The organism is Acidobacteriota bacterium, from assembly GCA_035529075.1.
Lineage (GTDB): Bacteria > Zixibacteria > MSB-5A5 > GN15 > FEB-12 > DATKXK01.
This window is the reverse complement of sequence record DATKXK010000010.1, coordinates 86,481-111,680: the sequence shown is the minus strand read 5'-3', so window position 1 is coordinate 111,680 and position 25,200 is coordinate 86,481. Positions and strand designations below refer to the sequence as shown.

29 protein-coding genes are annotated in these 25,200 nt (G+C 59.5%); 1 reads left to right on the top strand and 28 read right to left on the bottom strand.

Features of this window, described 5'->3' with window-relative positions:
* Positions 1-24: 24 nt before the first annotated feature.
* From VMY05_03730 to VMY05_03705, 6 genes are read right to left on the bottom strand one after another with little or no spacing between them, the layout of a single operon-like run.
* On the bottom strand, positions 25-966 hold the full coding sequence (locus VMY05_03730; GenBank protein HUV30189.1) for a transglycosylase SLT domain-containing protein: 942 nt from the start codon (positions 964-966) through the stop codon (positions 25-27).
* On the bottom strand, positions 966-2,105 hold the full coding sequence (locus tag VMY05_03725) for a flagellar basal body P-ring protein FlgI (GenBank protein ID HUV30188.1): 1,140 nt from the start codon (positions 2,103-2,105) through the stop codon (positions 966-968). Before VMY05_03725 ends, VMY05_03730 begins: the two co-directional genes overlap by 1 nt.
* A gap of 9 nt (positions 2,106-2,114) precedes the next feature.
* The gene (locus VMY05_03720) at positions 2,115-2,699 is read right to left on the bottom strand and encodes a flagellar basal body L-ring protein FlgH (protein HUV30187.1); all 585 of its coding nucleotides are present in this window, start codon (positions 2,697-2,699) and stop codon (positions 2,115-2,117) included.
* Positions 2,700-2,733: 34 nt separating this feature from the next.
* On the bottom strand, positions 2,734-3,420 hold the full coding sequence (gene flgA / locus VMY05_03715; protein HUV30186.1) for a flagellar basal body P-ring formation chaperone FlgA: 687 nt from the start codon (positions 3,418-3,420) through the stop codon (positions 2,734-2,736).
* 4 nt (positions 3,421-3,424) lie between these two features.
* Positions 3,425-4,213, bottom strand: a complete 789-nt coding sequence (gene flgG / locus VMY05_03710; GenBank protein ID HUV30185.1) for a flagellar basal-body rod protein FlgG — start codon at positions 4,211-4,213, stop codon at positions 3,425-3,427.
* A 36-nt stretch (positions 4,214-4,249) separates the two neighbouring features.
* Complete coding sequence (locus VMY05_03705; protein ID HUV30184.1) at positions 4,250-4,978, bottom strand: flagellar hook-basal body protein; 729 nt, start codon at positions 4,976-4,978, stop codon at positions 4,250-4,252.
* 516 nt (positions 4,979-5,494) lie between these two features.
* On the opposite strand from VMY05_03705, the gene VMY05_03700 reads away from it, so the two are divergent.
* A complete protein-coding gene (locus VMY05_03700) occupies positions 5,495-6,790 on the top strand; it encodes a T9SS type A sorting domain-containing protein (protein ID HUV30183.1) in 1,296 nt (431 codons plus the stop codon).
* Here VMY05_03700 and fliJ read toward each other — a convergent pair.
* From fliJ to VMY05_03590, 22 genes are all read right to left on the bottom strand, one after another.
* Positions 6,780-7,301 (bottom strand): flagellar export protein FliJ, encoded by a 522-nt coding sequence (fliJ, locus tag VMY05_03695; GenBank protein HUV30182.1) that lies wholly within the window; start codon positions 7,299-7,301, stop codon positions 6,780-6,782. The genes VMY05_03700 and fliJ overlap by 11 nt on opposite strands.
* 11 nt (positions 7,302-7,312) lie before the next feature.
* Positions 7,313-8,608 carry a FliI/YscN family ATPase gene (locus VMY05_03690; protein ID HUV30181.1) on the bottom strand — a complete coding sequence of 432 codons (1,296 nt, stop codon included), beginning with the start codon at positions 8,606-8,608 and terminating at the stop codon, positions 7,313-7,315.
* A 17-nt stretch (positions 8,609-8,625) separates the two neighbouring features.
* Complete coding sequence (locus tag VMY05_03685) at positions 8,626-9,327, bottom strand: FliH/SctL family protein (GenBank protein HUV30180.1); 702 nt, start codon at positions 9,325-9,327, stop codon at positions 8,626-8,628.
* Positions 9,320-10,330, bottom strand: coding sequence for a flagellar motor switch protein FliG (fliG, locus tag VMY05_03680; GenBank protein HUV30179.1), 1,011 nt, complete (start codon positions 10,328-10,330; stop codon positions 9,320-9,322). The genes VMY05_03685 and fliG overlap by 8 nt, the downstream gene beginning before the upstream one ends.
* A gap of 7 nt (positions 10,331-10,337) precedes the next feature.
* Positions 10,338-11,897 carry a flagellar basal-body MS-ring/collar protein FliF gene (gene fliF, locus VMY05_03675; GenBank protein ID HUV30178.1) on the bottom strand — a complete coding sequence of 520 codons (1,560 nt, stop codon included), beginning with the start codon at positions 11,895-11,897 and terminating at the stop codon, positions 10,338-10,340.
* Between the two features lie 62 nt (positions 11,898-11,959).
* Positions 11,960-12,280: a flagellar hook-basal body complex protein FliE gene (gene fliE / locus VMY05_03670; protein ID HUV30177.1), complete on the bottom strand. Its 321-nt coding sequence runs from the start codon at positions 12,278-12,280 to the stop codon at positions 11,960-11,962.
* Positions 12,281-12,282: 2 nt separating this feature from the next.
* Positions 12,283-12,609 carry a hypothetical protein gene (locus tag VMY05_03665; protein ID HUV30176.1) on the bottom strand — a complete coding sequence of 109 codons (327 nt, stop codon included), beginning with the start codon at positions 12,607-12,609 and terminating at the stop codon, positions 12,283-12,285.
* Between the two features lie 18 nt (positions 12,610-12,627).
* Complete coding sequence (flgC, locus tag VMY05_03660; protein HUV30175.1) at positions 12,628-13,122, bottom strand: flagellar basal body rod protein FlgC; 495 nt, start codon at positions 13,120-13,122, stop codon at positions 12,628-12,630.
* 10 nt (positions 13,123-13,132) lie between these two features.
* On the bottom strand, positions 13,133-13,537 hold the full coding sequence (gene flgB / locus VMY05_03655) for a flagellar basal body rod protein FlgB (protein ID HUV30174.1): 405 nt from the start codon (positions 13,535-13,537) through the stop codon (positions 13,133-13,135).
* 183 nt (positions 13,538-13,720) lie between these two features.
* Positions 13,721-14,464 carry a flagellar motor protein MotB gene (locus VMY05_03650; protein ID HUV30173.1) on the bottom strand — a complete coding sequence of 248 codons (744 nt, stop codon included), beginning with the start codon at positions 14,462-14,464 and terminating at the stop codon, positions 13,721-13,723.
* Between the two features lie 3 nt (positions 14,465-14,467).
* Positions 14,468-15,232: a flagellar motor protein gene (locus tag VMY05_03645; GenBank protein HUV30172.1), complete on the bottom strand. Its 765-nt coding sequence runs from the start codon at positions 15,230-15,232 to the stop codon at positions 14,468-14,470.
* A 122-nt stretch (positions 15,233-15,354) separates the two neighbouring features.
* Positions 15,355-16,728 (bottom strand): sigma-54 dependent transcriptional regulator, encoded by a 1,374-nt coding sequence (locus VMY05_03640; protein HUV30171.1) that lies wholly within the window; start codon positions 16,726-16,728, stop codon positions 15,355-15,357.
* A gap of 16 nt (positions 16,729-16,744) precedes the next feature.
* A complete protein-coding gene (locus tag VMY05_03635; GenBank protein HUV30170.1) occupies positions 16,745-18,100 on the bottom strand; it encodes an ATP-binding protein in 1,356 nt (451 codons plus the stop codon).
* A 137-nt stretch (positions 18,101-18,237) separates the two neighbouring features.
* Positions 18,238-18,840, bottom strand: coding sequence for a hypothetical protein (locus VMY05_03630; protein ID HUV30169.1), 603 nt, complete (start codon positions 18,838-18,840; stop codon positions 18,238-18,240).
* A gap of 21 nt (positions 18,841-18,861) precedes the next feature.
* The gene (locus VMY05_03625) at positions 18,862-19,239 is read right to left on the bottom strand and encodes a response regulator (GenBank protein HUV30168.1); all 378 of its coding nucleotides are present in this window, start codon (positions 19,237-19,239) and stop codon (positions 18,862-18,864) included.
* A 45-nt stretch (positions 19,240-19,284) separates the two neighbouring features.
* Positions 19,285-19,656, bottom strand: coding sequence for a response regulator (locus VMY05_03620; GenBank protein ID HUV30167.1), 372 nt, complete (start codon positions 19,654-19,656; stop codon positions 19,285-19,287).
* 11 nt (positions 19,657-19,667) lie between these two features.
* The gene (locus VMY05_03615; GenBank protein HUV30166.1) at positions 19,668-20,690 is read right to left on the bottom strand and encodes a protein-glutamate O-methyltransferase CheR; all 1,023 of its coding nucleotides are present in this window, start codon (positions 20,688-20,690) and stop codon (positions 19,668-19,670) included.
* Positions 20,691-20,733: 43 nt separating this feature from the next.
* Complete coding sequence (locus VMY05_03610; protein HUV30165.1) at positions 20,734-21,108, bottom strand: response regulator; 375 nt, start codon at positions 21,106-21,108, stop codon at positions 20,734-20,736.
* Positions 21,108-23,015: a HEAT repeat domain-containing protein gene (locus VMY05_03605; protein HUV30164.1), complete on the bottom strand. Its 1,908-nt coding sequence runs from the start codon at positions 23,013-23,015 to the stop codon at positions 21,108-21,110. Before VMY05_03605 ends, VMY05_03610 begins: the two co-directional genes overlap by 1 nt.
* A gap of 33 nt (positions 23,016-23,048) precedes the next feature.
* Positions 23,049-23,399, bottom strand: coding sequence for an STAS domain-containing protein (locus VMY05_03600; GenBank protein ID HUV30163.1), 351 nt, complete (start codon positions 23,397-23,399; stop codon positions 23,049-23,051).
* A gap of 21 nt (positions 23,400-23,420) precedes the next feature.
* Positions 23,421-23,846: an ATP-binding protein gene (locus VMY05_03595; GenBank protein HUV30162.1), complete on the bottom strand. Its 426-nt coding sequence runs from the start codon at positions 23,844-23,846 to the stop codon at positions 23,421-23,423.
* Between the two features lie 2 nt (positions 23,847-23,848).
* Positions 23,849-25,141, bottom strand: coding sequence for a GAF domain-containing SpoIIE family protein phosphatase (locus VMY05_03590; protein ID HUV30161.1), 1,293 nt, complete (start codon positions 25,139-25,141; stop codon positions 23,849-23,851).
* Between the last annotated feature and the right edge of the window lie 59 nt (positions 25,142-25,200).

The window sequence follows — 25,200 nt, the reverse complement described above, 5'->3', positions numbered from 1 at the left end:
CGTCCTGTACTCCTTCTATCGGCTTTACCTGTGTGACACTTTAGAGTTCGAGGCACTCGAATTCGCCGTGTGTGCGGCCATCAGCCTGATCACACGCGCGACGTACCGGCGCGTCTCCTTAAATGGAGGAACCCCTTTGTAACGGTCAACGTTCCCCGGGCCGGCGTTATAGGCCGCCAGGGCCAGTTTCACGTCTCCGTACCGATCAATCAGCTGGCGCAGATACCGGCTGCCGCCCCTGATGTTTGCCGCCGGGTCGAAGACGTCCGTGACGCCCATTTCGCGTGCGGTGGTGTCGGTCAGTTGCATCAGGCCCCGGGCCCCGGCGGTCGAGACCGCACGCGCGTCGCCGTTGGATTCAGCCCTGATGACCGAAGCGATAAGCGCCGAATCCAGCTTGGTTTCGGCCGCAGCCCGATAAATATCGGGACCGTACTTGGCCAGGATAGGATCATGACGGACCCGTCTCGGCCCCTGTGATACGGGAAGGCTCCGGACCGCATCCGGCCGCGGTATTTGCCGGTCGTCCCTGTTGGGCAACTCGATGTGATCCCTGTCCAGCTTAAGACCTTTCGGCTCAGGGGAGATTCCCGGGGCGGCGTCCGGTGTCGGCCCGGGCTGACCAAAGCGGGCTTCAGTCTGCTTCTCGAGCGATTGGTACAGCATTTCGGCTATCGACCGATTGTTGCTTCTGGTTATTTTGCGGGCCACCTCCATGTCAAACAGATCGGTGAAAACGTCGCTGCCCATGGACTCCGAAAGCCCGCCGGTCCGGGTCAGCTCATTCTTGGGAATCGTTTTTCTCATGTTCTTGAGCAGGTAGTACATGAAGAAAGACTCGAACTCCCGCGTGGCCTCACGGAGCCGGGCTTTCTCCTGCTCGATGTCTGCCGCCTGCTGCGTTTTTAGCCGGTCCAGGCCGGTCTGCTTCAGGAGTGATGGGGCGGTTTTGGCCAACGAGATCATCAGAGGATCACCAGTTCGGCGCGCAGCGCCCCGGCCTGCTTGAGGGCCTGGAAAATGGCGATAATGTCACGGGGGGTAGCGCCGATCTTGTTCAAAGCCCCGGCTACGTCCTTGAGGTAAACGGAACCCTTGAGGTTCACCACCCGGGCCTGTTCCTGATTTACGGTGATCGACGGTTCCTGCGTGATTACCGTCTCGCCTTCCGAGAACGGCTGCGGCTGCGATATTATCGGGCGCGAACGGATGTCGACCGTGATCGTCCCGTGCGCGACCGCTACCGGAGCAATGGTAACGTGTTCGCCGGCCACAATGGTGCCGGTTCTTTCATTGATCACCACGCGGGCCACGTTGTCCGGCACTATGCGCAGGTGCCCGATATCGGACATGAATTTGGACCGAAGCGTCGGATACATGAGCGAATCCGGGATGACGATGCGAACGGCACCGCCGTCGGTCGGGTAGGCGACCGTCCCGTACTTGATATTGATCACCTGCGCCGTCCGATGCGCCGTGGTCATATCCGGGTCATGCAGCGACAGGATGAATTCGCGGTCGCTGCCCGGGGTCGGCGCCAGCGGATCGGTCACGGTACCGCCCCCCGGGACTCTTCCGACCAGCGTGTAGTTGTTCACGATCTTGTTGGCCTCGTCGACCTGTACGTTAAAGCCGCCGATGGACACCGCGCCCTGGGCGGTGGCCCGCACGACGCCGCTCGGCGTCGAAAGCGGTGTCGACAGCAACGTCCCCCCCTGCAAAGACGAGGCGTCACCGATGGACGACACGGTGACGTCTATGGTAGATCCGGCCGTCTGCTGCGACGACAGGCGCGCCGTGACCATTACGGCGGCCACGTTCTTGACTTTGAGCTTCCTCTGATCGACCGTGACGCCCAGACGCTCCATCATGTTGGCCATTGACTGGCTGGTGAACTGCGTCCCGGTCCCGTCGCCGGTCCCGTCCAGACCCACCACCAGGCCGTAGCCGAGAAGCGCGACTTCCTGCCGATCCTGAAACGAGCAGATGTCCTTGATCCGGACCTTGGCGCCCTCGGCAGCCGCCGGCAGCCACAGCGACAGGAAGAACAGCACGGCGGTGAATCCCGCCGGAAGAAACAGGTGATTGTATATGGCACTGAGCATGGCGGTCTCCTAAAAGATCCAGTTAACCAGCCGGGCTATGAAGCCCGGTCGGGCCCCGGTGTTGGTATTGCCTTTACCGGTGTAAACAACCTCGGCGTCGGCGATCTGGTATGACTGGACGCTGTTATCGGCGGCAATGTCCTTTTGCCGCACGACACCGGTAAGGTTAAGCGTCTCCTTATCGCCCGAGATGCCGATCACGCGGGAACCTTCCACCACCAGGTCGCCGTTCTCCCGCACTTCCACTACCGTTACTGAAATTTTTCCCATGATGGTCCCGGTGCGGAGGTTCTCCCCCTTGCCTTCGAAATCGTTCTTCATTTTGGCGTCGGCGCTGAAGATTGGGATATGGCGCAGGAGCGGTCCGACGCCCGGGCCGCCGGATAGCTGGGAGTTACCGCTCTTTTCCGTCTTGGACTCGACCTGGCTGGAGGCGCGGTTTTGCTCGACGATGATGACGGTAAGGATGTCACCGACCCGGCGCGCCTTGATATCGGAGAATAACGACTGGTCACGACCGAATCCCTGTCCCTTGAGCTTGAGAGAGAACGGCAGCAGCAGCAGGATAGCCAGCAATATGATGATTTTCTTCATGTGTCTCCTTTCGCGCCTTCGGCGTCGGCGCGCGTTACGGGTCGACCGCGACGGAGAGGCTGTCGACAACGCGTGCGTTAAGGATTTTGCCCGATGCCATGTTCTTTACTCTGATGTACGAGCCGGTCAGACCGGCCTGAAGCGAGCGGCCCGGTGCCGTTATCGTGCACAGTCCGCTGGCAATAACGATGGAGACCTCCCGCCCGACGTCAATGTCAGGCACCGGCTGGATCGCACCGGCGGTGAGAATCTGTCCCTTGCTGAGATTCCGCGCCAACCTGCACCCGTTGATCCGGTCGACCGAAGTGACCGGCTGCTCCCGCAAGGAGGTCACCTCCATCCTTTTCTTAACCAGCCTGTCGGCAGTGAGCGGTTCATGGCGGACCAGTCTGCCCGCGGCTACCAGAACGTCGGCGTATTTCCTGACGCGGAGCCGGACCTGGCCTCGCTTTATGAGCGCCCCGCCGTCTGTCACTTCCACCAGGACGGTGAACAGTCCCAGCGGTTCCTTCCGCGTCAGGGGGCGCAAGGCCACCTGCTCAGGGTCGACATCCATCTCCCTCAGCGGATTGGACAGAACCTCCACGGCGTAGTGAAGCGTGTCGAGGCTGTAGTCCTCGTATAACCGTTGCACGACCAGATCGTCGACGGCAACGGTATGTCCGGTTACGGCCAGTGCCAGCGACAGCAGCACCGCACCGGCTACAGACGAGGGTTTCATATTTTTATCTCTTCAGGTTGTTGGCCACCGACGCCATATCGTCGGCGGTCTGTATCGCCTTCGAATTCATTTCGTAGGCCCGCTGGGCGACAATCATATTCACCATCTCGTCGACCACGCTGACGTTGGACATTTCCACGTAGCCCTGGTCGATCTCGCCGAGACCGCCCTGACCCGGCACGTCGGTAATCGGATCACCGGAGGCCGAGGTCATGACGAGCAGGTTTCGCCCGATTGCTGACAGACCGGCCGGATTCACGAAGCGAGCCAACTCGATCTGCCCGATCTGAGCCGGTTCGTCCTGGCCGTACTGCAGTACCTCAATGCTGCCGTCCTTGCCGATCGCCACTGAGACGGTATCCTCCGGCACGCTGATTTCCGGCAGGAGGTAGTATCCGTCAGTGGTGACAAGGCGACTGTCGCTGGAGAGCTTGAAGGTACCGTCGCGCGTGTATGCGGTGGTGCCGTCAGGTCTCTGAATCTGGAAAAAACCGTCGCCATCGAGAGCCATGTCGAACGGGTTTCCCGTTTGCTGCAGGTCGCCGGTGGTGAATTGACGAACGGTGGCGGAGGCACGGGTTCCATAGCCGATAGCCAGCCCGGTCGGCGCCTGGGCACCGAGGGCGGAGGCGGCCCCGGCACGCCGGAGATTCTGATACAGCACGTCCTGGAACTCGAGCTTGCTCTTCTTGAAGCCGGTGGTATTGACGTTGGCGAGATTGTTGGCGATGTTGTCAACGTTCATCTGCTGCGACATCATGCCGGTCGCCGCGGTGCGCATCGCTTTGATCATATCGTCACTCCTGTGTCCACTTCGTTTTCGCTCTACTTAATCCCCCGCCACCCTGTTAAACAGGTGGTCCAGGCTTTCGTCCTGCGATTGCAGCGCCTTGGCGTTGGCTTCGTACGTGCGGTAGGAGATCAACATCTCTACCATTTCATGGACGACGTCAACGTTGGACGTTTCGAGATACCCCTGCTGGATGCTGGCGCTTATGGCCGGGAGAAGCGACTCGTCGGCCGGCACGCCGAAAAGCGAATCGCCAAGCCGTTCGAGTTTGCTCACGTCCGAGACCGATTTGGGCACGATGCGGCCTACCGCAAACCCGTCGACCTCCACCTCACCGGTCTGGCTGATCGACACTTTGCCGTCGCCGACTTCAATCGGCCCTCCCTCGCCGGTCACAAGATATCCGCCGGGAAACACAAGAAAGCCGTCGGCGTCCACCTGGAAGGCCCCTGAGCGCGTCAGAACCGTGCCGCCGTCCGGAGCCTGAAGGGTGAAGAAACCGTCACCGTCAATGGCCAGGTCGAGCGGGTTGCCCGTTTTGTCGAAGACGCCCGGCGCGTAATCGATGTAGACCCGGTCCACCATAGGCTTCTGCCAGTCTGTTTTTCTGGGCAGTTGCCGTTGCGCGGCACGCGAGAGTTCCTTGGTGAACATCCGGTCTTTCTTGAAACCGGCGGTGCCGGTGTTGGCGATGTTATTGGCCAGCATTTCCTGCTTGCGGACGCGCGGTAGCATAGCCGATGCAGAGGTGTACATACCTTTAACCATAGAATCCTCCAATCCTGTCATAGCAGGGTCCGTGCCAAGCTGTCATGGAGGCGCGTAACCAATGACCCGTCAACAGATTACACTGGTCTCGCCACCCTGACACAGGGCCCCGGCCGGTTGGATCAGGAATGTTTTTCTTTGGCTTGAGAGAAATGTTTTCTCCGGCCATCTCGGGCCGGATCATGCACGGCGCGGAACCCGTCGGCATCCTCGGATGTTTTTGCACAACAGCGTCCTTGCCCGAACGGGACCTGACGCGTGTAACGACAGGACCGCCGGGAGGCGTTGGGCGCGGAGGATTTAGGAAGCATCTTGCATACCGGCGGCTCGCCGGCCAAAAAGCGTTTGCCGATATCGGCCCGCCTCCATATATTGAGGTCGATCAAGCTTGCGGTCTTGCAACTACTTACAGTCAGCACCGGCGAATCTCCGAAGGCCCGCCTGATTCTTGACACTGACGGCTGAGAAAGCACAGATTTTGCTCTTTGAGTGGCATCGGAGAACAGGATCGTGGATATGAACAGAACAATTCGGATATGGTTGCTCGTCTTAATCGGCTCGCTGACGATGACTTCTACCGCCTGGACCCAGGGGACGGACCCCAACCTGCCAGACACCGTCTGGGTCGACTCCGCGGTGGCATATACGTCGGGAATAGGCGTCGTGCCGATTCGTTTCCTGAACGATGAATTGCTGTCGGGAGTCGAGATCACGCTGAAGCCCAACTCCCCGCAGGTCGCTATTGACTCGTTCTCGTTTCTGGGCGGCCGGCTTGAAGATTCAGATTTCAGGGGCGCCAGTTTCAACAGAGATTCAACCGCGATCTCCGTATATGCCTTTGACGGTATCCCACCGGCGACCGGGTTGCTCGGGCATCTCTTCCTGTCGTATCCGTCGAGCATATCACCGCAGGTCGTCCTAATCGACTCAACGACGATTATTGAAGGCTCCATCACCCGGGGCACTTCGTTTACCGACGATGCGTTCGACGCTTTCGTACCTCAGTTCGTGCCGGGCCGCCTCATTATCCGCGAAGCCCCGGTGGCCTTTGACAGCGTCTGGATAACCGACACGGCCGGCGAGCGAGGACAGACGATTGCACTCGACGTCAACTTCTTCAACGAAGACGATGTTGCGAACGTCACGGTGGCCCTGGACTACGGATCTCCCTACCTGCAGTACGACTCCGTGTCGTTTCAGCAGACCCGGCCGTTGCCGCCGTACAGCAACAGCCAGCCGGTTCAGAATCAGAACGAGTCCTCCGAATTGATACTGCGTCTCTCGTTCTACGAGGCCGACCCTCTTCCGGCCGGCAGCGGGATCATTGCCAGCCTCTACTTCACCATCGACCCGCTGGCCCCGGACACTATCATAAAGATAGACACCACGGCCTTTGCCGGTGTCGTGCACACCACCGTGACGCGCACGCCGGCGGCCGGCGATATCACCTTTACCCCCCTGTTCACGGCGGGATACGTTGAGATCCGTCTGCCGACCGACGTGGACGACGCTGTTGATGACCACCCCCTGCCGTCACAGTATGCGCTGGCCCAGAATTATCCGAATCCGTTCAACCCCACTACGCTGATTCAGTTCAGCCTGCCGACCTCCAACCGCGTGCGGATAGACGTGTTCAACGTGCTTGGCCGGAGAGTGCGACGGCTGGTAGACCGGCAGATGGCGGCGGGAGTTCACGAAGTAGAATTCGACGCTCATTCGGATTCCGGTCAGCCGCTTGCTTCCGGCGTGTACTTTTACCGCCTGGTCACCGACGCCTACACGACCAGCCGGAAGATGGTTCTTATGAAGTAGATTCCGAAGACGTGGCCGGCGTCTTGCCCGCCGCGACTTCACGCCCCCCGCGAGACCCGGACGATTTGCCGCTGTGAAGGCGGAAGGTATTGCCCGCTATTTCGTCGCTTTCGTTTCTCTCCTGTCGAGCCAGTTCCTTGAAGTACTTCGCCCGCTGGCGTTCGCGAAGCTTCTCGTAGATTCTCCGTTCTTTCGAGGCTTTGACCAGGGCCAGGCGTCTCTCTTCGGCCGCCTTTTCCAGTCCGCGCAACAGTTCGATTCCGGCCAGCGTATCGCGCCTGAGCTTCAGCAGATACCGTGAGCAGACGAGCAGTCCGGAGATCGATATCCGGCCGATCATCCGGGCTTTCTGAGTCTCGGCGGTGGCATCACGCTCGGCATATATCCCGGCCAGGAGATCCTTCTGATGCATGACCTTCTCGCTTGCCCGGGCGTGTTCCTTCTGTCGCTGTTTTTCGAGGTGCGATTTGACGTTGAGCAGGGGTTGAAGACGGTACTTGAACCTCTTCATGATCCGAGCCCTCAGGAATCCAGGATCTGTGCAAGCTCGGCAACGGCGGCCTCGTGATCGCACAGTTCGGATATATCCTGGCGGAAGAACTGGTTTACGTCGTCGATTTTCTCGATAGCCCGGTCTATTTTCTCGTTCGAACCCTTGACGTAAGCGCCGACGTTAATCAGGTCCTCAGCCTCCCTGTACGTCGCCACGAGCGCCCGGGCGCGGGCGGCCAGGTCCAGTTCCTGCGCCGTGCACACGTCCTTCATCAGGCGGCTGATCGAGTCGAGGATGTCGACCGCCGGATACTGGTTGAGGGCGGCCAGCCGTCGCGACAGGGCCACGTGCCCGTCGAGAGTCGACCGCACGGCATCGGATATCGGTTCGTTGAAGTCGTCCCCTTCGACGAGAACCGCGTACAGGCCGGTAATCGATCCTTCTTCGGTGTTACCGGCTCGTTCCAGCAGCGAGGGAAGCATGGCGAACACGGAAGGCGTGTAACCGCGTGTGGCCGGCGGCTCGCCGACGGCCAGGCCGACCTCGCGCTGGGCTATGGCGATCCGCGTTATGGAATCCATCAACAACATAACGTCCTTGCCCTGGTCGCGGAAATACTCGGCAATCGTCGTGGCAACCATGGCGCCCTTGATACGGATGAGCGCCGGCTGATCGGAACTGACAGCCACCACCACGGATCGCTTCAGACCCTCCGGGCCGAGGTCCTGCTCGATGAACTCGCGGACCTCCCGGCCCCGTTCGCCGACAAGGGCAATCACGTTCACATCGGCCGAGGAGCCCCTCGCGATCATGCCGAGCATGATCGACTTGCCGATGCCGGAGCCGGCAAAAATGCCCATGCGCTGACCTTTCCCGATTGCTGCCGTGAGGTCCACGGACTTGATGCCGGTTCGAATGGACTCGGTGATGCGTCTCCGGCGCAGAACCGGAATGGGTCGGGCGGACACGGATCGCGAGGCACTGCACGTCACCGGTCCTTTGCCGTCTAACGGTTCGCCCAGACCGCCGACGATGCGGCCGATAAGCCCCGGGCCTACCGGTACCCGCAACTGCTCCCCCGTGGATGTGACAATAGCCCCCGGCGTGATGCCCGCCGTGCTGCCCAGGGGCATCAGAAGCGTTCTGTCGTCGCGAAATCCGACCACCTCCGCCCGGACACGCGAGCCGTCGTCCCGGTTTTCGATGTGACAGAGACGACCGACGGAAACGGCCGGCCCGGCTGATTCGATGACCAGCCCTACCACCTGTGTCACCTTGCCGAATTGCCGAACGGTGGAAGCGCGGCTGATGCGGTCGGCATACATGTCCCACGAGACGTAACTCACGACTCGTCCCCATCGCCGCGTATGGCCTCCTGGACAACCTCGAACTGTGATTCCAACCGAGCGTCTATGTCCCCGGTCGGAGTTTCTATAAAACAGCCGCCCAGCCGGACTCGCGGGTCGGGCTCGAATGTAAGATCCTTGATGGACGTCGATCCCGCCAGGAATCGGTCGGTCTGCTGCTCTACGATCGGAAGGAAGTCGGGGTGCACCTTGATCTTTAACCTCGAGCGGTCAACCAGCCGGTCGATCACCCGGGAGATCAGCGTGGCGGTTATCTCGGGATCCACGCTGATGGCATCGAGAGTGACTTTTCTGGCCACCTGTATGACGAGCTCCAGGACCTTCTGCCTGGCCTCGGCCAGGAGCGATTCGCGCTGGCCGATGGCGTCCTGCAGGGCCTGCTCGAACTGCCTGAGCACCTGGCGGGCGTCACGCTGCCCCTCGGCCAGCCCTTCGGCTTGGCCCTTTTCGAACCCGGCGCTGTAAGCCTTGTCCCTTTCGGCGTCAAGGACCTGCTTGAGCTTGTGGACTTCCTGAATCGGGATCAGCTTCGCTCCATTGGGAGAGGTAACGAAAGACACGATGGGAAAGAACTCGGTCAGTGTTTCCTCCGCCCGGATTTCCAGGACGGTCTCCTCGTGTCGTTCGCCGACGTATACGGTCGGAGCCTCGGTGGAGTATCGGATGATCTTAGACAATGATATCCTCTTTGCCGCCGCGGCCGGCGATGATAATCTGGCCCTCCTCCTCGAGCCGCCGGACGGCTTCGACAATGCGCCCCTGGGCGGCCTCAACGTCGGAAAGCCTGGTCGGCCCCATGAACTCCATTTCTTCCTTGATCATGGTGGCGACGCGCTCCGAGACGTTGCTGAAAATCTTGTGCTTGACCTCTTCCCCGGCGGCCTTGAGAGCCAGGGACAGCTCTTTGGTCTCGACCTCCTTGAGAAGACGCTGGATTGAGCGGTCATCAAGCAGGACGATGTCGTCAAACACGAACATCATGTTCTTGACCTCGGCGGCCAGCTCCGGGTCATCTGCCTCCAGCGACTGGAGGATGTTCTTCTCGGCCGTGGAGTCGATGAGGTTCAGTATCTCGGCGATGGTCTTGGCGCCGCCGGAGACGGACAGGTCGCGACTGGCCTCTGACCCGAAGTGTCCGGACAGGGTGGCCTCGATTTCCTTGAGCGTCTCGGGCGAGATTTTCTCCATGGTGGCTATTCGAAGTGAAACCTCGGCCTGCAGTTCAGGGGAAAGCTCCGAGAGCACGGCGGCCGCCTGGTTTGGATGCAACTGGGTGAGAATCAGCGCCGTGGTCTGGGGGTGTTCGTTCTGAAAGAACCCTGAAAGCTGCTTGGGGTCGATATCCTTCAGAAGTGAGAACCCTCGCGCCTGGAATGACGATTCCAGCCGGTGCAGAATCTCCCGGGCTTTCGCGGGGCCAAGAGCCGATTCCAGGACCTGAGAGGCGAAATCCACACCTCCCTGGGAGATGTACTGGCGCGCCATGAAGATGTCGTGACATTCCTCCATGACCTTGGCTTCGATCTGCGGCGGAACGTCGCGGAGGTTGGCGATCTCAATCGTGATCTTTTCCAACTCTGATTCGCTCAATCCTTTAAGCACCAGCGCCGAAACCTCGGCGCCGAACGATACGAGCGCTACGGCCGCTCGTTGCTGTGAGGTCATCTGTTCGTAATCCATATCCGGCCTACTCGATCATCATCGTCTTAATAACCTTGGCTATCTCTTCGGGACGTTCCTTGGCCGTGGCCTTCATCTGGTCAGTCAGGCGAGGCTTGCGCATGTCCGGTCGAATCGCCGCCACCTCCGGCTCAGGTCGCGCGGGGGCCGACAGTTCGATCGGGAGAGCATCCACCGACCCCACGGGCGCAGCCAGTCTACCCAGGGCCGCAAAGAGCGCTTTTGACTTCCTTCTAAAGAGGAGGAAAGCGAACAGGACCAGCAGAACCAGGCCAACTTTGCGGGCGACATCCATGTAAAATTCGCGGCGGTACATCGTATCCAGCATTTCTCGATCCTCCTGGAGGTTTCGACGGTCAAAAGAAATGTTGATGACCTCCAGTTGATCGTTACGCTGCTGGTCAAACCCGACTGCGTTCCGGACAATCGCCGACAACCTGTCAATCTCCTCCTGCGGCCGGGGCTGGTAGATCAGCTCCTTGTTGCCGTTCTCGTTCTGGACTTCGTCGTACGTACCGTCGACCGTAACCGCCACCGAGAGCCGCTCGATACCACCAATGGCGTTGATAATGTGCTCAACCGTCTTATTCAGTTCGTAATTTGTGATGGTGTACTCCGTGTTTTCTTCGCCGGAGCTTTCGTTGAGTTCCTCTGCCTTGTCGCTGGTCGTGTTGGTGCTCTTGGTTCTCTCCTCGCTGCGGATTGACGGAGCATTGGGATCGTAAGTCTCGCTGGTCCGCTCGAGCTGCTGGAAATTCAGGTCGGCCGTGACCCGCACCACGGATTTGCCGGTGCCCAGCACACCGTCAAGCATCGTCTGCGCTTTTTCCTCCAGGTACTGCTCGACGTTTTTCCGCACCTCGAGCTGCGAACTGGACAGCCCGGCCACGGGGTCGGCGTCCTGCGCCGACGAGAGCAGGTTGCCGTCGTAATCCAGGATGGCGATATTAGGCGGTTTGAGCCCCTCTACCGACGATGCAACCAGGTGTGCAATGCCGTTGATCTGATGCTTGGACAGGGTGCCCGCGCCGGTCAGCTTGAGGAGAACCGAAGCGGTTGCCTCTTTGCGATCTTCCTTGAACAGGCGTTCTTTGGGCATGACTATGTGTACGCGCGCCGCCTGGACCTCGCGCAACTGCACGATCGTACGCGTCAGTTCCCCCTCCAGCGCCCGGCGGAAGTTCAGGTTCTGCAGGAAATCGGTCATGCCGAGGTTGCTCTGGTCGAAGATCGAGTAACCGACGCTGCCGCCCCTCGGCAGGCCATCCGAGGCAAGAGAAATCCTCGTTTTGTAAACCTGACCGGCCGGGATTTCGACCGTGGTGCCGTTGTCGCTCAGCCGGTAGTTGATCTTCTGGTCTTCAAGGCGGGCAATGACCTCGCCCGCGTCGCCCTGGTCAAGGTTGGAATACAAGCGGGCGTACCGCACGCTCGTGATCCAGCCGACGGCGAAGACGGTACCGACAACGGTGGCCGCCGCCAGGCCGAAGAGCATAATGACCTGAGCCGGGGTCATACGCCCGACTGTGGCCGCTACATTCTTGAAGAGTGCTTTGAATTGGTCCATGGCAAATCCTATTTAGTAGTCGGGTCGGCTTTCCATAGCCAACCACTTCGACCCGGAACGTACTACATCGGCATGCGCATAATATCCGAGTATGCGCTCATCAGTTTGTTACGGATTTCCAGAAGCAGATCCATGGTCAGCCCGGCTTCCTCGGCCTTTATCATGACCTCGTGGAGTTCCACGGGTTCACCCGCCAGGAACGCCTGCTGGGTCTGGGCGGCCGCGTGCTGGGCATCGTTCACCGAGTTCACGAGTTCGGCAAACAGGTCGGTAAACCGGCCGGCGCCATCATCGACGTTGCGTGACGGCGTTGCCGGCGCGCTCGCGACGCGTTCGACAAGGCCGGGAACGAGCCTGCCTGTATTTAGAACGGTACCGGACATGCTCACACCTTTACGTCGATCAGGCGGCCTACCGGACTGCCCTCATCGGCATCAGTTTCGGCGCGGTAAGACGCACCGAACCGGCCGGTGTCCCGAAAGCGGCTGAACAGCAGATCCAGCGCCTGTCGCTCTTCATCAGTGAGAAACTTGGCATAACTGCCGCCGCGAGCCTTGACGGCCAGTTTTGACGATTGCGTTTCATCCTGCGGTTCAATCGTCACGGTCTTCTCGGCGGCCCTGCCGGCCGCCTTCTCGGCAGGAACCGAGTCAGGGCGGCTCTGCCGGTTCAACTGTTGATACGACTGAATCGCTACGGCGTTAATCTTCATCAGCACTCCTCGCTTTCGTTAAATATCGAGCGCATTCCTGGCCATCTTCTTGGCCGCACCGATGGCCACCGTGTTTGCTTCGTAGCCCCGCGTAGCGGCCATCATATCAACCATTTCTTCGATGATGTCGATATCCGGCATCCTCACGTAGCCCTGTTCGTCGGCGTCGGGATGAGTCGGGTCATTGATCAGCTTGTAGCTGCTTTCCGGGTCGGCAACCTCTTTCATGCGGACAGTTGACGGCTGTTCTTTGCGCGCGGCCGGCGCGCCGTATCCCTTGCGATGGGCCCCATGCGTCCTGACCAGATGGCCGTCGGCCTGCTTCAGAAAGGTCCTGAACTCCGGCCGTGGTTTTTCCTCGGTCACGACCACGCGCTTGCGCCGATACGGCCCTCCTTCGACCGTTTCCGTCGTCTCGGCATTGGCCATGTTTTCCGCCACGACGTTCATCTTACCTCGCTGAACCGAAAGGCCCCGCGAAGAAATTTCGATGGCATTCAGAATACCGCCCATACGTGATACCTCACTTGCTCGTGATCGCCTTGCGCAAGCCCTCAAACTTCTTCTGCAGGAGACGCGCCCCGACGGTGAACAGCAACTCGTTCTGGGCCATGTTTGACACCTCCCGGTCGATATCCACCGAATTCATATCGCCCCGGGCTATCGGTTCCGTCTGCACCTCCGGCTGGCGCGCCTGATGACTGCCGAGGGGAATGTGTCGCTGGTCGGTGCGGTAACCAGCGATGTGACTGGTGCGCGAGGTCATCCTGGCGAACTCGGTTTTGAAATCAATGTCGCGCGCCTTGTATCCCGGGGTGGACGCATTGGCCACGTTGCCGCTAATGAATCGGTGGCGCAAAGCGGCCAGATCGAGGAACTTCCGATTGGCAGGAACCCCGATCCGGTCAAAGACCAGTTTTGAGAGCATATTGGCCATACTGTCAGGTCCGCTTACACTTTTACAGCAATCATCAATGCAAGGGAAGTGCCAAAGTGTGCCCAGGGGATTGTTTCTTATTGTTTGACAAGGAGTTGGGACGCGCCGGCGGTCGCCTTGAGGGACCTTGCACCGGCCACAACGGGAAAGTATTTCCCCCCGTCGGGGAAGACATTACTGCTGACGGGTTACCCAGTACAGTTGTGAGGTCGGCTCCTTGAGGGTGAGCTCCATGGTCAGGATTACGATGTCGACCCGCCGGTTGGCGGCCCGGTTTTCAATGGAATTATTGCGCCGCACGGGACGGTATTCGCCGTACCCCAGGGCCGAAATGCGATCCGGAGAAATCGACTGGCCGTCCAGAAGATACCGCACCACCTCGGTGGCCCGGGCCGAGGAAAGCTCCCAGTTCGATGGATAGACGGTAGTGGAGATCGGACGATCATCGGTGTGACCCTCAATCCGGATGTGATTCGGCAGGCCGCGTACCTGGTTGCCGATTATGTCCAGCACGTCCACGGCTCTCGGCTCCAGGTCGGCGACTCCTTCGTTGAAAAGAGCCGATTCGACGATGTGCACGACCAGGCCGCGCTCGGTAATCTCGGTTTCAATGACGTCCTGTTTGCCCACTCCTTTGAACCGTTCCTCAACTTGCCGTTGAATCATCTGGAGATTGCCCAGTTCCAGCAGACCGTGGCCCGTCTTGCGGCTGGCGCCGTCACGCTTTATCACAAAGTCTCCCCCCTTTAGCACGCCGTGGAGAGCTTCGGCCACCTTGCCGAACCGCTTGGCATCGACCTGGGACATGGAATACATCACGATGAAAAACGCCAGCAGCAGCGTGATCAGGTCTGCGTAGGTCAGGAGCCAGCGATCAAGGTTTTCGCTGTCAGTGAGTTTCCGGCGTCGTCGAGGCATCCGTTACCCCTCCTGCTGACGGTGCTGGGGGGCCACGAAAGACTGCAGTCGGATCCGAATACCGCGGGGGTTGTCCCCGGACTGGATGGCGACGATGCCTTCCGTGATCAGTTCCAGGTAGGTCATCTCCTCCTCGTGGCGGAGCCGGAGTTTGTCGGAGAGGGGAAGGAAAAGGAGATTGGCCAGTCCGACTCCCCACAGGGTGGCAATAAAAGCAGCCGCAATGGCAGTGGCCATCTTCGTGGCGTCAGAAGTACTGCCCAGTGCGTGAACCAGCCCCAGAACGGTCCCGAGGATTCCGAGGGTAGGCGAAAAACCGCCGGCCTTCTGGAAAAAACTGATGCCGCGCTTATGGCGCTCCTCTTTGCAGGCAATCTCCGTCTCCAGAATCTCCCTCAGGACGGTGACTTCCGTGCCGTCTATAAGCAGCTGCACGGCTTTCCTGAAGAAGGGATCGGATATCCTTACAAGATCCGGTTCCAGGCCAAGAATGCCTTCCCGCCGGGCTTTCTCGGCCATCTTGACAATCGCCTCGATACCGCCGGCCACCGAACTGGCCTGGCCGAAGGTGGCCAGGCGCAGGTAGCGCGGAACCTGAAGAACGGTGCTGAAAGAAGTGGTTACCATGGTCGCGCCGAGCGTTCCGCCAACGACGATTATGATCGGCGCAATCAGGAACAAGGCATCGATATGGCCGCCCTCAAGAGTGTAACCACCCAGGATGGCTGCAACGGCCAGAGCTATGCCGAGTATGGTGGCAAGGTCCATGAATCAGCCTGCACTACCGGTAATTACAGGTTCATACAGCAGGGCAACTGCCCTGTTAGTTATGTAGTATCGGCAGATGGGGGCTGATTAATAAGCGGCGCAGGCCCGTCGACCAAAGGATTTCACCCGACTAGGGGTGCGTCGGTAGTCTTTTCCTTGACCTGGTACTCGGCCAGCTTGTTGCGGATAGTACGCGTAGTGATGCCGAGCGCCTCGGCTGCCTTCGTCTTGTTCCCGTTATACTTTTCGAGAGTCTTGAGAATCAGATACCTGCTCCCCTCCTCGAGCTTCATGGGAACGCTGAGGCCCGGTACGCCGGCATCGACCCTTCCAATGGCCAGCTCGGGGGGAAAATCATCCTCCGTCAGGTACTCACCGCGGGTGGTCACCACGGCCCGCTCCAAAAGGTTCTCGAGCTCACGGACGTTGCCGGGCCAATCGTACTTCATCAGAAGGCGAAGCGCCATGCGGTTGAGCCCCGTGATGCCCTTGTCGTTCTCGCGGTTGTACTTGTCGATAAAGTGCTCCACCAGAACGGGGATATCCTCTTTGCGATCCCTGAGCGGCGGAAGGTATATGGGAATGACGTTCAACCGGTAGTACAGGTCCTCACGAAATCTTGCTTCCGCGATGTACTCCCTGAGATTCCGGTTGGTGGTGGCGATAAGCCGAACGTCAACCGAAATGGTCGTCGCGGAGCCGACGCGCTCAAACTCCCGTTCCTGGATGACCCGCAACAGCTTGGATTGAAGGTTAAGGGGCATCTCGGAGATCTCGTCGAGCAGGAGAGTGCCGCCGTCGGCCAGTTCAAACCGACCTCGATTGGTTTTCTTGGCGTCCGTAAACGCGCCCTTCTCGTAGCCGAACAGTTCCGCCTCCACGAGGTTCTCGGGCAGGGCGGCGCAATTGAGTTTGACAAACGGGCGTTCGCGCCGGTTGGAGGAATAATGTATGGCGCGGGCGACGAGTTCCTTGCCGGTACCGGATGCGCCCGTCAGCAGGACGGTCGTCCGGGCATCGGCCACGGTTTCCACAAGATCGAATATCTCCGTCATCAGCTTCGATTTGCCGACAATGTTCTGAAACTTGTGCGCAAGGTCCTTGCGGAGCAGGGCGTTTTCGGCTCGGAGATCGAGCGTTTCGGAAATACGGTACAGCATCAGCTCCAGCGTCTCCGGCAGAACCGGCTTGAGCAGAAAGTCGTAGGCGCCTTTCTTAATGGCCGTTACGGCCGTCTCAACCGTGCCGTAAGCGGTCATGATAACCACTACCGTCTGCGGCACCAGCTGCTTGATGTTGTCAAGCAGGGCGATACCGTCCATCTGGTCCATCTTCAGATCGGTCAGAACGATGTCGAAATGGCGCGCCCGGAACCTTTCCAGCCCTTCCTCGCCGGAAAGAACCGCTTCGGTTTCGTAGTCGGCCCGCTGCAGGGTTTCCACAAGGAACTCGTTTACCAGGCTGTCGTCATCAACGATCAGAACCGAGTACTTCATCAGAGACGCTCCATGCTTATTCGTTCGCGCGTTCCTTATCCGCGGTCACAGTATCGACCTTGGCGGGGAACAGCAGCGTAAACCTGGCTCCCCCGCCGGGAATGTTCTCCGCAATGATGTCGCCCCCGTGCGCCTTGATGATCTTCCAGGCGACGGCAAGCCCGAGACCGTTGCCGTCCTGCTTGGTCGTGAAGAACGGAGAAAACACCGATTCCAGCGCCTCGGGCTTGATGCCCGAGCCGCTATCGGCAACGACCGTCTCAACCAGTGTCTCTTCGAGCCCCAGGAGCACCTTCTCACCGTACCAGCGGGCAGCGGCCTGCCGCGGAAGTTTACGATAGGAGATCGTGATGTTCCCTTTGCCCCGGCAGGCCTCAACGGCGTTCGTCAGGAGGTTGCAGAAGAGCTGACGGCACAACTGCCGGTCGATCATTAACCCGACCGAGACCGCCGGCGGGGAGTCCGGAATCATCAGGCGGATGAACATCCCCGGAACCATCTCGGCGTTCTCGTGACGGTACTGCCTGATCACAGTCTTGAGAAAGTCGCCGTAGTCAACCTCGTCCCTCCTGACCTCCTCGGTCCGCGTGTAGCCCAGCAGCGCGCTGACCGTGCTGTTAAGATTCTCCACACCGCGAACGATCTTGTCGACCGTCTTCTGCCTCGGGTCATCCGATTCCATGTCACGCTTCAGAAGCGCCGCAAACCCCCCGATGCCGGCCAGGGGATTACGCACTTGGTGCGCGATGGTGGCCGCCATTTCCCCCAGCGCCGCCAGCGTGTTCAGCCGGGCAATCTCCGCCTCCATCTTCTTTACTTTGGTCAGGTCGTGGAAAACTTCGACCGCACCGTTGGGCTTGCCCTCATCATCACAGAGAATGGCGGTAGAGACCGAGAGGTGAAGGGCGGTTCCGTCGGGAAGGTTCGTGCGCTTTTCCACGGAGTCGACCGGCCGGCCGGATTCCGCGGCGCGCAAGGCGTTGGCGTCAATCGGATCCCCGGGCGGGATGACGTCCCGGTAATGCTCTCCCCGCGGCTTGTCGATCGGTATGCCGAGCATGACCGAGGCCGCTGAATTAAAATGAGTGATGCGCCCGCCCTGGTCGACGGCTATGACACCGGCGGAAATCGAACCCAGTATCCGGTTGAGAAATTCCGTTGCCTCGAGATTGCGGGCGGTCATGGCCACGAGCTTGCGATTGGTCTCCACCAGCCGCTCGTTCTGGGCCGAGAACTCCTCCTTGAGTTCGATATACTGCCGCTGTAAGTTGTTGATAATGCGATTGAAAGACGCGTAGGACTCGGTGAATCTGGCCATCTCGTCAACCGTTCCGGCCGACGTCGCCAACCCGCTGTTCTGCTCTTCCGTCATCAAGTATCCCATTCCTCCGATGGCGGGATAGTAGAGACCCCAGGCGAGGTTTTCAACAAAAACTTGGCTTAAAATAGCGGGCTGTCTGGCTGGCGATCCGGTCGATGGGCGCCGTTTGATCGGATCACGAGGGGCTGTTACCGATTACGTTCGGGCTGCGCAAACAGATTGTCGATGTCCTTTTGCTCCATGCTCGAACCGTGTTGGGCGGAGCCGGCCTCTTGTGCTGAAGTCGCCTCAACTCGCTGCAGAGAACCGGGCGCCTCGCCGCCGCCGGAATCAAGAGCCGCAAGAATGTCTCGAAGTTTCGTTTCGATCTCCCCGAGTTCATTTGCCGCCTGGCTCATCTGCTGGCTGGTAACGTCCTGAAACTGCAAGGCTTCAAGGATAGCGTACGCATCGTTGAGGTTAGCGTCGGCCCGTTGCACGGCGCCACGAACCCGCCTGACAATCTCGTCCGTTTTCTCCTGGAGGAGAAGGTCCGTTACGGCACCCAGGTCGCTGATGGTCTGCTCCTCACGCTGCGTGATCTTTTCCACCTTGTCCAGCATCCGGTGAGCCGCGGCCTCAGTCTGACGGCTGATTTCACCCAGCTGGTTGGCCGCTTCCGGGACCCCGTAGCGCGACTCCAGGAGAGGGCGGCGAAGCCTCTCGAGATTGTCCGCCAACCTGAAGATAGAGGCCGAGAGCTCGGCGACATCTTTCTGAATCTTGTTCTTTGTCGTATCCGTATCAGGCATAGCGTCCTTCCTCAGTCACCTTCATAAGCCGGTGAGAATCTGCTCGATTTTCTGTTTGAGGGTATCAGGCGTGAAGGGTTTGACAATGTAATTGTTGACGCCTGCTTTCATGGCCTCCATGATGTCCTCTTTGACCGATCTGGTGGTGACCATGAGGACCGGCAGATCTCTGAATTCCTCCGTTGCGCGCAAGGTAGTGACGAGCGCTATGCCGTCCATCTCCGGCATGTTCCAATCGGTGATGACGAAGTTGAATTTGTCGACCTTGAGTTTTGCCAGTGCGTCCTTGCCGTCGGTTGCTTCCGTCACGTCGGGGTAACCTGCCTTCTTAAGCGTGTTGACAATGATTCGCCGCATGGTCGGGCTATCATCGACCGCCAGAATCTTAAGATTAGACACGGTGCCTCCTTTTATACCTGCGCGGTGCCGCTTGGTGGTGTGCTTTCATTTCAAGTACCTTGATACTTCGTTAAGAAGCCTTTCGGACTCAAACGGTTTGACCAGATACGAATTTGCGCCGACCGAGAGTCCGCGGCTGCGGTCGGCCTGACCCTCTTCCGACGACAGTATGATAATGGGGATGTCCTGATGTTCCTTGTTCCGACGGACGGCTTCAATAAACGTGTAGCCGTCCAGGTTGGGCATGTTCAGGTCGGTGATGATAAGATCGACGCCGTCGGTCAGGGCGGACAGTTTCTCGATGGCGTCCATCCCGTCCCGCGCCGTCACAACCCGGTAGCCGCGGGTCTTCAGTGAGAAGGACACGAATTTCACCACCGTCGGAGAGTCATCGACAACGAGGATTGTGCGACTCATGGAATCCACCTTTATTCCCCAGTCACCGACACGCCGTTCACCGGCTCGTGTTTGACCCCGGCCGGCGGACTCAGGACTCCCGCCGCGGCCCAGGGCTCGGCGCCGCCGAGGCCGACGGTGGCCCGGGCCGGCTGGAGTTCGCGGGCCGGCACGGGGGCGGCACGGCCGGGCGCGGCGGCCGCCTCCTTGAGGTAAACCAGCGCGTTTCTGAAGTAGGCCAGTTTGAACGCCTTGGAGATGCCGTGCAGTGACTCCGCGTGGCCGACATAGAGGTACCCCCCCGGGCGGAGCGCGTTGTAAAAGGCACGGACCAGGCGTTTCTTGGCCTCATGAGAAAAATAAGCCATCACGTTACGGCAGAACACGACGTCTACGCCACTGATCAGGCTGATCATTCTCGGGTCGTTGAGATTCATGTGGGAGAACTTGACCAGCGTCTTGATTTCGGGCCTGACTCGATATGACCCGTCCGCAGGCGTGAAATAACGGCCGAGCGCGTCACTGGGAATGTCGTGCAGGGTCGGGCCCGCATATTCAGCCAGCCGGGCCTTTCGCAGCACTCTCTGCGATATGTCGTTGGCAATGATCTCCAGAGACCACTCGTCCAGGTGCTCAGAGCACTCCTTGAGAAGAATCGCCAGAGTGTAAGGCTCTTCACCCGTGGAGCAACCGGCCGACCATACCTTGATCCGGCGCGGGGCTCCCCTGTCCTGCTTGTGCTTGAGGATGCTGGGAATGATTTCCGTGGAGAATGACAGCAGCTGCGGTCGATTGCGGAAGAAGCTCGTTTCGTTGGTCGTAACGAGATCCATGAGCCGGTTGAACTCGCAAAGCGACGCGTCATACTTGACGCGATAGAAATAATCGCGAACGGCCTTGAGGTCGAGTTCCGCCATTCTCTTGGCCAGCCGGTTTTTAACCACGTGCATTTTGTTTTCCGCGAAGTAGATGCCGCTCTTTTCATGGATAAAATCACGGATCATTCGAAATTCGTCGAGACCCATTTCAATCTCATGTTCGAAACTGGCCAGCATACCGCACCCGATGTTCAGGACAGCCGTTGTTTGACGGCGGCAATCATCCTTCCTTCTCCTTGAGCTTCTCCATAACTACCTTGTGTAACTGGTTGATGTTGAAGGGCTTGATGATGTAGTCGGCAACCTTGCTGCGGAGGGCCTGGACTGCTGAATCCACGGACGGATACCCGGTCATCACGACCACCGGAATACCTGGGTAGGTCTCGTGGACTCGGCTGGTGAGGGTCAATCCGTCCATCTCGGGCATCTTGATGTCGGTCAGGACCAGATCGACCTTGCGACCGCGCAGGATGTCCAGTGCTCGTTCACCGTTTTCGGCCACCGATATGTCCCACCCCTGGCCACTGAAGAAGTCGTACAGGAGGTCACGGATAAGCAACTCGTCGTCCACCACCAGTATCGAGGGTCTTTCCATTACGTTGTACCTCCGATGCGTGTAAGGGCCACCTTTGCGGCGTCTGCGAGATCGGCGTTCTTCTCTCGCGTCAGGCGAGCCAGCGCCGGCACGGCGCGTTCATCGCACAGAACGGCCATGGCCTTGGCGGTGGCGATTTTTATCACATCCAGGGAATCGTCAAGGTAGGGGATCAGGTAATCGGCATACTTGGGATCACCGATGTCGCCGACGGCACTGATGGTATGATACCGCACCCAGACGTCGGGGTCGTCAAGCAGCGGCCGAATGTGGTGAAAAGCCCAGCCGCCCCTGAGGGTCACGAGGGCCGAGACCGCCGCCTTGCGAACGGCGCTGTTCTCATCGTTGAGAGCCAGCGCAATCGGTTCGACGTCGCTGACGTTGCCGATACGCGCCAGGGCGCTAATCGCCGACTTGCGCACACCTGCATCCGGATGGTTGATGGCGCGCAGCAGCGGCTCGACCACGTCGACTTCGCCAATCCACCCCAGGGCGGTGACGGCCAGGCGCTGCCGCTCAGTATCTTCGTGGTAGAGATCAGCGGTGAACTTCGCGATCACCTTGGATCCGCCGACAATGATGAGCGCGCCGACCGTCGCCTCGCGCACGTCCGGGTACTTGTCATCAAGGCCGGTCAGAATGAAATCGACGTCCTCCTCGCCGCACAGCCAGCCGAGGGCTGCAATGGCGGCGGCACGAACGTGGCCGTTGGCGTCCAGGGCGAGCTTCTTGAGCGTCGGCACGGCACCGACATACCCGGAGATGCCCTGAAGGTGGGCTACGCGCTGGCGGATTTCCGGGTCGTCATCCTCGGCGTACGGCATTACGTGCCGGGCGAATTCCTCGTCGACGATGAGACGAGCGGCATCAAGGAGTTTCAGCTTGAGCTGCTTGGATGATACGGACAGCCTTGATACCAGCAGTTCCCCGGCGGGAGCGCCTATCTCGCCGACGATTTCGACCACCCGCCTGAACGTGTCGTCATCCACAAACTCGAGCACGCTGAAAACACCTTCCATGATGCCGGAGCCGTACCATTGAGCCAGATGATCGAGTGTATAGTGGGTTGTAGCCGGGTCCCGGCTCTTGATCCCTTCAAGGAGAAAATCAGTGAACCGGTCAAGCGGCGGATCGCAGGCCACCGGTTCTCTGCTCCGGACGCTTACGGTGATGACGGCGGACATGGCAGCTTCGGCAATGGCCGGATCCGTTGAATCGAAGAACGGTATCAGTCGTTCGACGGCCCTGACCAGTCCCATCTGGCCGATAGCTTCGATCACGGCATACTGAAGCATGGGATCCGGGGATTCCAGGTACTCGTACAGCCGCTCCAGGACGGCCGGGTCCCCGGTCTTGCCGAGCGCTTCTATGGCGTGCAGGCGGGCGTCTTCCGTCTTCTCGCACACGGCCAGCAGGTCCGGTACGGCCTCCGGTGAACCGATCTCGCCCAGGGCCTCTGCCGCAGAGCAGACTACGTTGCGGCTGTCGTCGGCAAGTCTTGCGCACAGTGGTTCCACGGCTCGCGGGTCCTTGATGCGACCCAGGACGTCAGCCACGAACTTGCGTACATCCCGGTCGTCGCTTTCCAGGCTTTCGATAAGGACCGGCACGGCGTCCGAACCGATTCTCACCAGGACCTCGCACGTAAGGTTTCTCGTGCCGATGTCCTCACTGGCCAGGCACCGGATCAGGAGCTGGGAAACGGCGGGCGTCTTGATGCGGGCCAGGAAGTCGGCGGCCAGTTCACGAATGCCGAGATCGGGATCTTCCAAGGCCATCACCAGGCCGTGCACCGCGTCGTCCTCGCTGCATGTCCCGAGCTCCTTTACAGCGTCCTCACGGTCGTAGTAGTCCGGCGACTGGAGTCTGACCAGAAGTTCCCCGATGCGTCGCACAACGTCATTCATTCGTCAACCCCTTTTGCCACTAAGCGCGCCCCGTCAGACCACACTTACCGATTGGGACGAAACCAGCGCGTCCTCCTCGGTCGGAAACACCTCGAAGATGTGCGAGAGTTGTGTAATATCAAAAATCTCCTGCACGTAGCTGGCGAGATTCGAGAGGGTGAGCCGGCCTTTGAGCAAACGCACTTCCTTCATGACGGAGACAAGCGAGCCCAGGCCGGAACTGTTGATGAATTCGACCTCGGCCAGATTCAGATGGATCTGGGTGCAGCCTTTGGCAAAGAGCTTTTTGACTTCTTCTTTCAGCGTCGCTCCGCTGGCCAAATCGAGCCTCCCTTTGAGATAGAGCACGGTCACACTGCCTTCTTCCCGTGTCCTGATATCCATCACGTCCTCCAGATCGAGAGATTAGCCGTTAACTCCACTTTTGACATTCCGTTTCAGCCGAATCGAAACCACCAGGCCGCCGGATTCGTTCTCCCAGAAGGTGGCAGCCGTAGTGGTATGCCGTATGAGGTCAATGCCGCGCCCGTTTTCGGCCAGCGGCGCGGGGGGCCGCCGATTCAGTACCTGCTTCAGCCCTCCATGACCCTGATCAGCTATATCGGCAGTTACTTCGCATTCATTCACTCGCAGATCGATCCGGATAAGTTTCCGACAATCCTGGCGGTTGCCGTGAATCAGGGCGTTGGTGAACGCTTCTGACACGGCCAGCTTAAGCGGCTGGGCGGTGGCTGCTTCGATCTCGTTCTCGCACACGATCTTATCCAGATCGTCGAGCATCCGCTCCTCGGAGTCGCTGACTGACGGGTATCTCAGCGAGTACTCGGCCACGACTATTCCACCCTCACCTGAAGGACAGTGAAATCATCCTGCGAGTCCTTCGAGGCCCCTTCCGTGAAGTGATCGACCCATTCCTTTACGCGCAGGCAGAACTCCTTCGGGGCCAGACCGATCTCGGTGCCGAAGACCTGTTCCGCTCTTTCACGCCCGAAGAGGTTGTGGTCGGCGTCCTCGGCCTCCGTCAGCCCGTCCGTGAAGAGGAACAGGCGATCACCGCCGGTAATCCCGCACCGACCCTCCGTAAACGCAATACCCTCAAACTGGCCGACGATAGGGCCGCCCTTGGCCAGTTCCTCGATACGGGTGGTAGTGCTGTCCCAGTAAAGGCCCGGCACGTGCCCGGCATTGCAATAGGTGAGTTCCTTTGCCTCCAGATCAAAACGGGCAAAGAACAGCGTCACGAACATTTCGCGATCCTTGATGATTTCGGTCGCCAGAATGTCGTTCAGGCGTCCGGCCAGTTCGGCCACCGAGACGGTAGGATCGGAGAGCATCACCGACTTGACGATTCCCGACAACGCGGACATCACCAGGGCCGCCGGCACCCCCTTGTTGGAGACGTCACCCAGGATGACGAGAAATCGCTGCTCGTCAATCCGGAGGATGTCGTAGAAATCTCCCCCCACCTCGCGGGCCGGGAAATAGACCGCCCCGATCTCAGCCCCGTCGATCTTCGTGTCATCTCGCGGCAGGATGGTTTCCTGTACCTGCCTGGCGATCAACATCTCCTGCTCAATCTTCTGGCGGACAAGCTTGTCCTTCAGAAGGCGTGAATTGTCAATCGCCACGGCCACGAAATTCAGCAGCATCCTGAGAATTTCCGTATCGTCGTCGGTATAGGCACCGCCGTTGGTCTTGTTAATGATCACCATCACGCCGAGGCATTCATCCGCCGTCTGGATGGGCATGGCGATAACGGAATCGAGCTTGATGCCGCCGTCCCATCTCAGGTCAAGACCGGACAGCACGACCGGCTGACGATTCCGGTGGCAGTAAGTCACGAGGTCGATGCCGTCCTCGTAGATGAGCGACTTGATGAAATCCTCGCTGACCCCCCAGCAGACCTCGGGCCGAAGGCAGTCGTCTTCGGCGATCATGATCAACCCGACCTCCCCCTCGACCAGCCGTATGGCCATATCCATGACGACGGAGAGAACGGCGTCTATTTCGTGAATACGGGTGATCACCGTTCCCATGGTGGCGAGGTCGCGAAGCTGTGCCGTGCGCGCAGCCAGTTTCGCCTCGAGTTCGTCCAGTTCGGCCGCAGGTCCGCCAAAAGCGCTCATACAACCGTGTATCGGCCGAAAGCCGGGCCTGCTTAGCGCACGAACCGCACCACGTCCCC

What these genes read in the sequence shown, in the direction of transcription:
- flgA (HUV30186.1), bottom strand. Translation starts at nt 3,420, where the DNA reads ATGAAACCCTCGTCTGTAGCCGGTGCGGTGCTGCTGTCGCTGGCACTG.
- VMY05_03690 (HUV30181.1), bottom strand. Translation starts at nt 8,608, where the DNA reads ATGTATGCCGACCGCATCAGCCGCGCTTCCACCGTTCGGCAATTCGGC.
- VMY05_03640 (HUV30171.1), bottom strand. Translation starts at nt 16,728, where the DNA reads ATGAAGTACTCGGTTCTGATCGTTGATGACGACAGCCTGGTAAACGAG.
- VMY05_03590 (HUV30161.1), bottom strand. Translation starts at nt 25,141, where the DNA reads ATGAGCGCTTTTGGCGGACCTGCGGCCGAACTGGACGAACTCGAGGCG.
- flgG (HUV30185.1), bottom strand. Translation starts at nt 4,213, where the DNA reads ATGATCAAAGCGATGCGCACCGCGGCGACCGGCATGATGTCGCAGCAG.
- VMY05_03635 (HUV30170.1), bottom strand. Translation starts at nt 18,100, where the DNA reads ATGACGGAAGAGCAGAACAGCGGGTTGGCGACGTCGGCCGGAACGGTT.
- VMY05_03650 (HUV30173.1), bottom strand. Translation starts at nt 14,464, where the DNA reads ATGCCTCGACGACGCCGGAAACTCACTGACAGCGAAAACCTTGATCGC.
- fliG (HUV30179.1), bottom strand. Translation starts at nt 10,330, where the DNA reads ATGGATTACGAACAGATGACCTCACAGCAACGAGCGGCCGTAGCGCTC.
- fliE (HUV30177.1), bottom strand. Translation starts at nt 12,280, where the DNA reads ATGTCCGGTACCGTTCTAAATACAGGCAGGCTCGTTCCCGGCCTTGTC.
- VMY05_03700 (HUV30183.1), top strand. Translation starts at nt 5,495, where the DNA reads ATGAACAGAACAATTCGGATATGGTTGCTCGTCTTAATCGGCTCGCTG.
- VMY05_03725 (HUV30188.1), bottom strand. Translation starts at nt 2,105, where the DNA reads ATGCTCAGTGCCATATACAATCACCTGTTTCTTCCGGCGGGATTCACC.
- fliF (HUV30178.1), bottom strand. Translation starts at nt 11,897, where the DNA reads ATGGACCAATTCAAAGCACTCTTCAAGAATGTAGCGGCCACAGTCGGG.
- flgB (HUV30174.1), bottom strand. Translation starts at nt 13,537, where the DNA reads ATGCTCTCAAAACTGGTCTTTGACCGGATCGGGGTTCCTGCCAATCGG.
- VMY05_03645 (HUV30172.1), bottom strand. Translation starts at nt 15,232, where the DNA reads ATGGACCTTGCCACCATACTCGGCATAGCTCTGGCCGTTGCAGCCATC.
- VMY05_03630 (HUV30169.1), bottom strand. Translation starts at nt 18,840, where the DNA reads ATGCCTGATACGGATACGACAAAGAACAAGATTCAGAAAGATGTCGCC.
- VMY05_03720 (HUV30187.1), bottom strand. Translation starts at nt 2,699, where the DNA reads ATGAAGAAAATCATCATATTGCTGGCTATCCTGCTGCTGCTGCCGTTC.
- VMY05_03615 (HUV30166.1), bottom strand. Translation starts at nt 20,690, where the DNA reads ATGCTGGCCAGTTTCGAACATGAGATTGAAATGGGTCTCGACGAATTT.
- VMY05_03600 (HUV30163.1), bottom strand. Translation starts at nt 23,399, where the DNA reads ATGGATATCAGGACACGGGAAGAAGGCAGTGTGACCGTGCTCTATCTC.
- fliJ (HUV30182.1), bottom strand. Translation starts at nt 7,301, where the DNA reads ATGAAGAGGTTCAAGTACCGTCTTCAACCCCTGCTCAACGTCAAATCG.
- VMY05_03730 (HUV30189.1), bottom strand. Translation starts at nt 966, where the DNA reads ATGATCTCGTTGGCCAAAACCGCCCCATCACTCCTGAAGCAGACCGGC.
- VMY05_03605 (HUV30164.1), bottom strand. Translation starts at nt 23,015, where the DNA reads ATGAATGACGTTGTGCGACGCATCGGGGAACTTCTGGTCAGACTCCAG.
- VMY05_03705 (HUV30184.1), bottom strand. Translation starts at nt 4,978, where the DNA reads ATGGTTAAAGGTATGTACACCTCTGCATCGGCTATGCTACCGCGCGTC.
- VMY05_03665 (HUV30176.1), bottom strand. Translation starts at nt 12,609, where the DNA reads ATGAAGATTAACGCCGTAGCGATTCAGTCGTATCAACAGTTGAACCGG.
- VMY05_03610 (HUV30165.1), bottom strand. Translation starts at nt 21,108, where the DNA reads ATGGAAAGACCCTCGATACTGGTGGTGGACGACGAGTTGCTTATCCGT.
- VMY05_03620 (HUV30167.1), bottom strand. Translation starts at nt 19,656, where the DNA reads ATGAGTCGCACAATCCTCGTTGTCGATGACTCTCCGACGGTGGTGAAA.
- flgC (HUV30175.1), bottom strand. Translation starts at nt 13,122, where the DNA reads ATGGGCGGTATTCTGAATGCCATCGAAATTTCTTCGCGGGGCCTTTCG.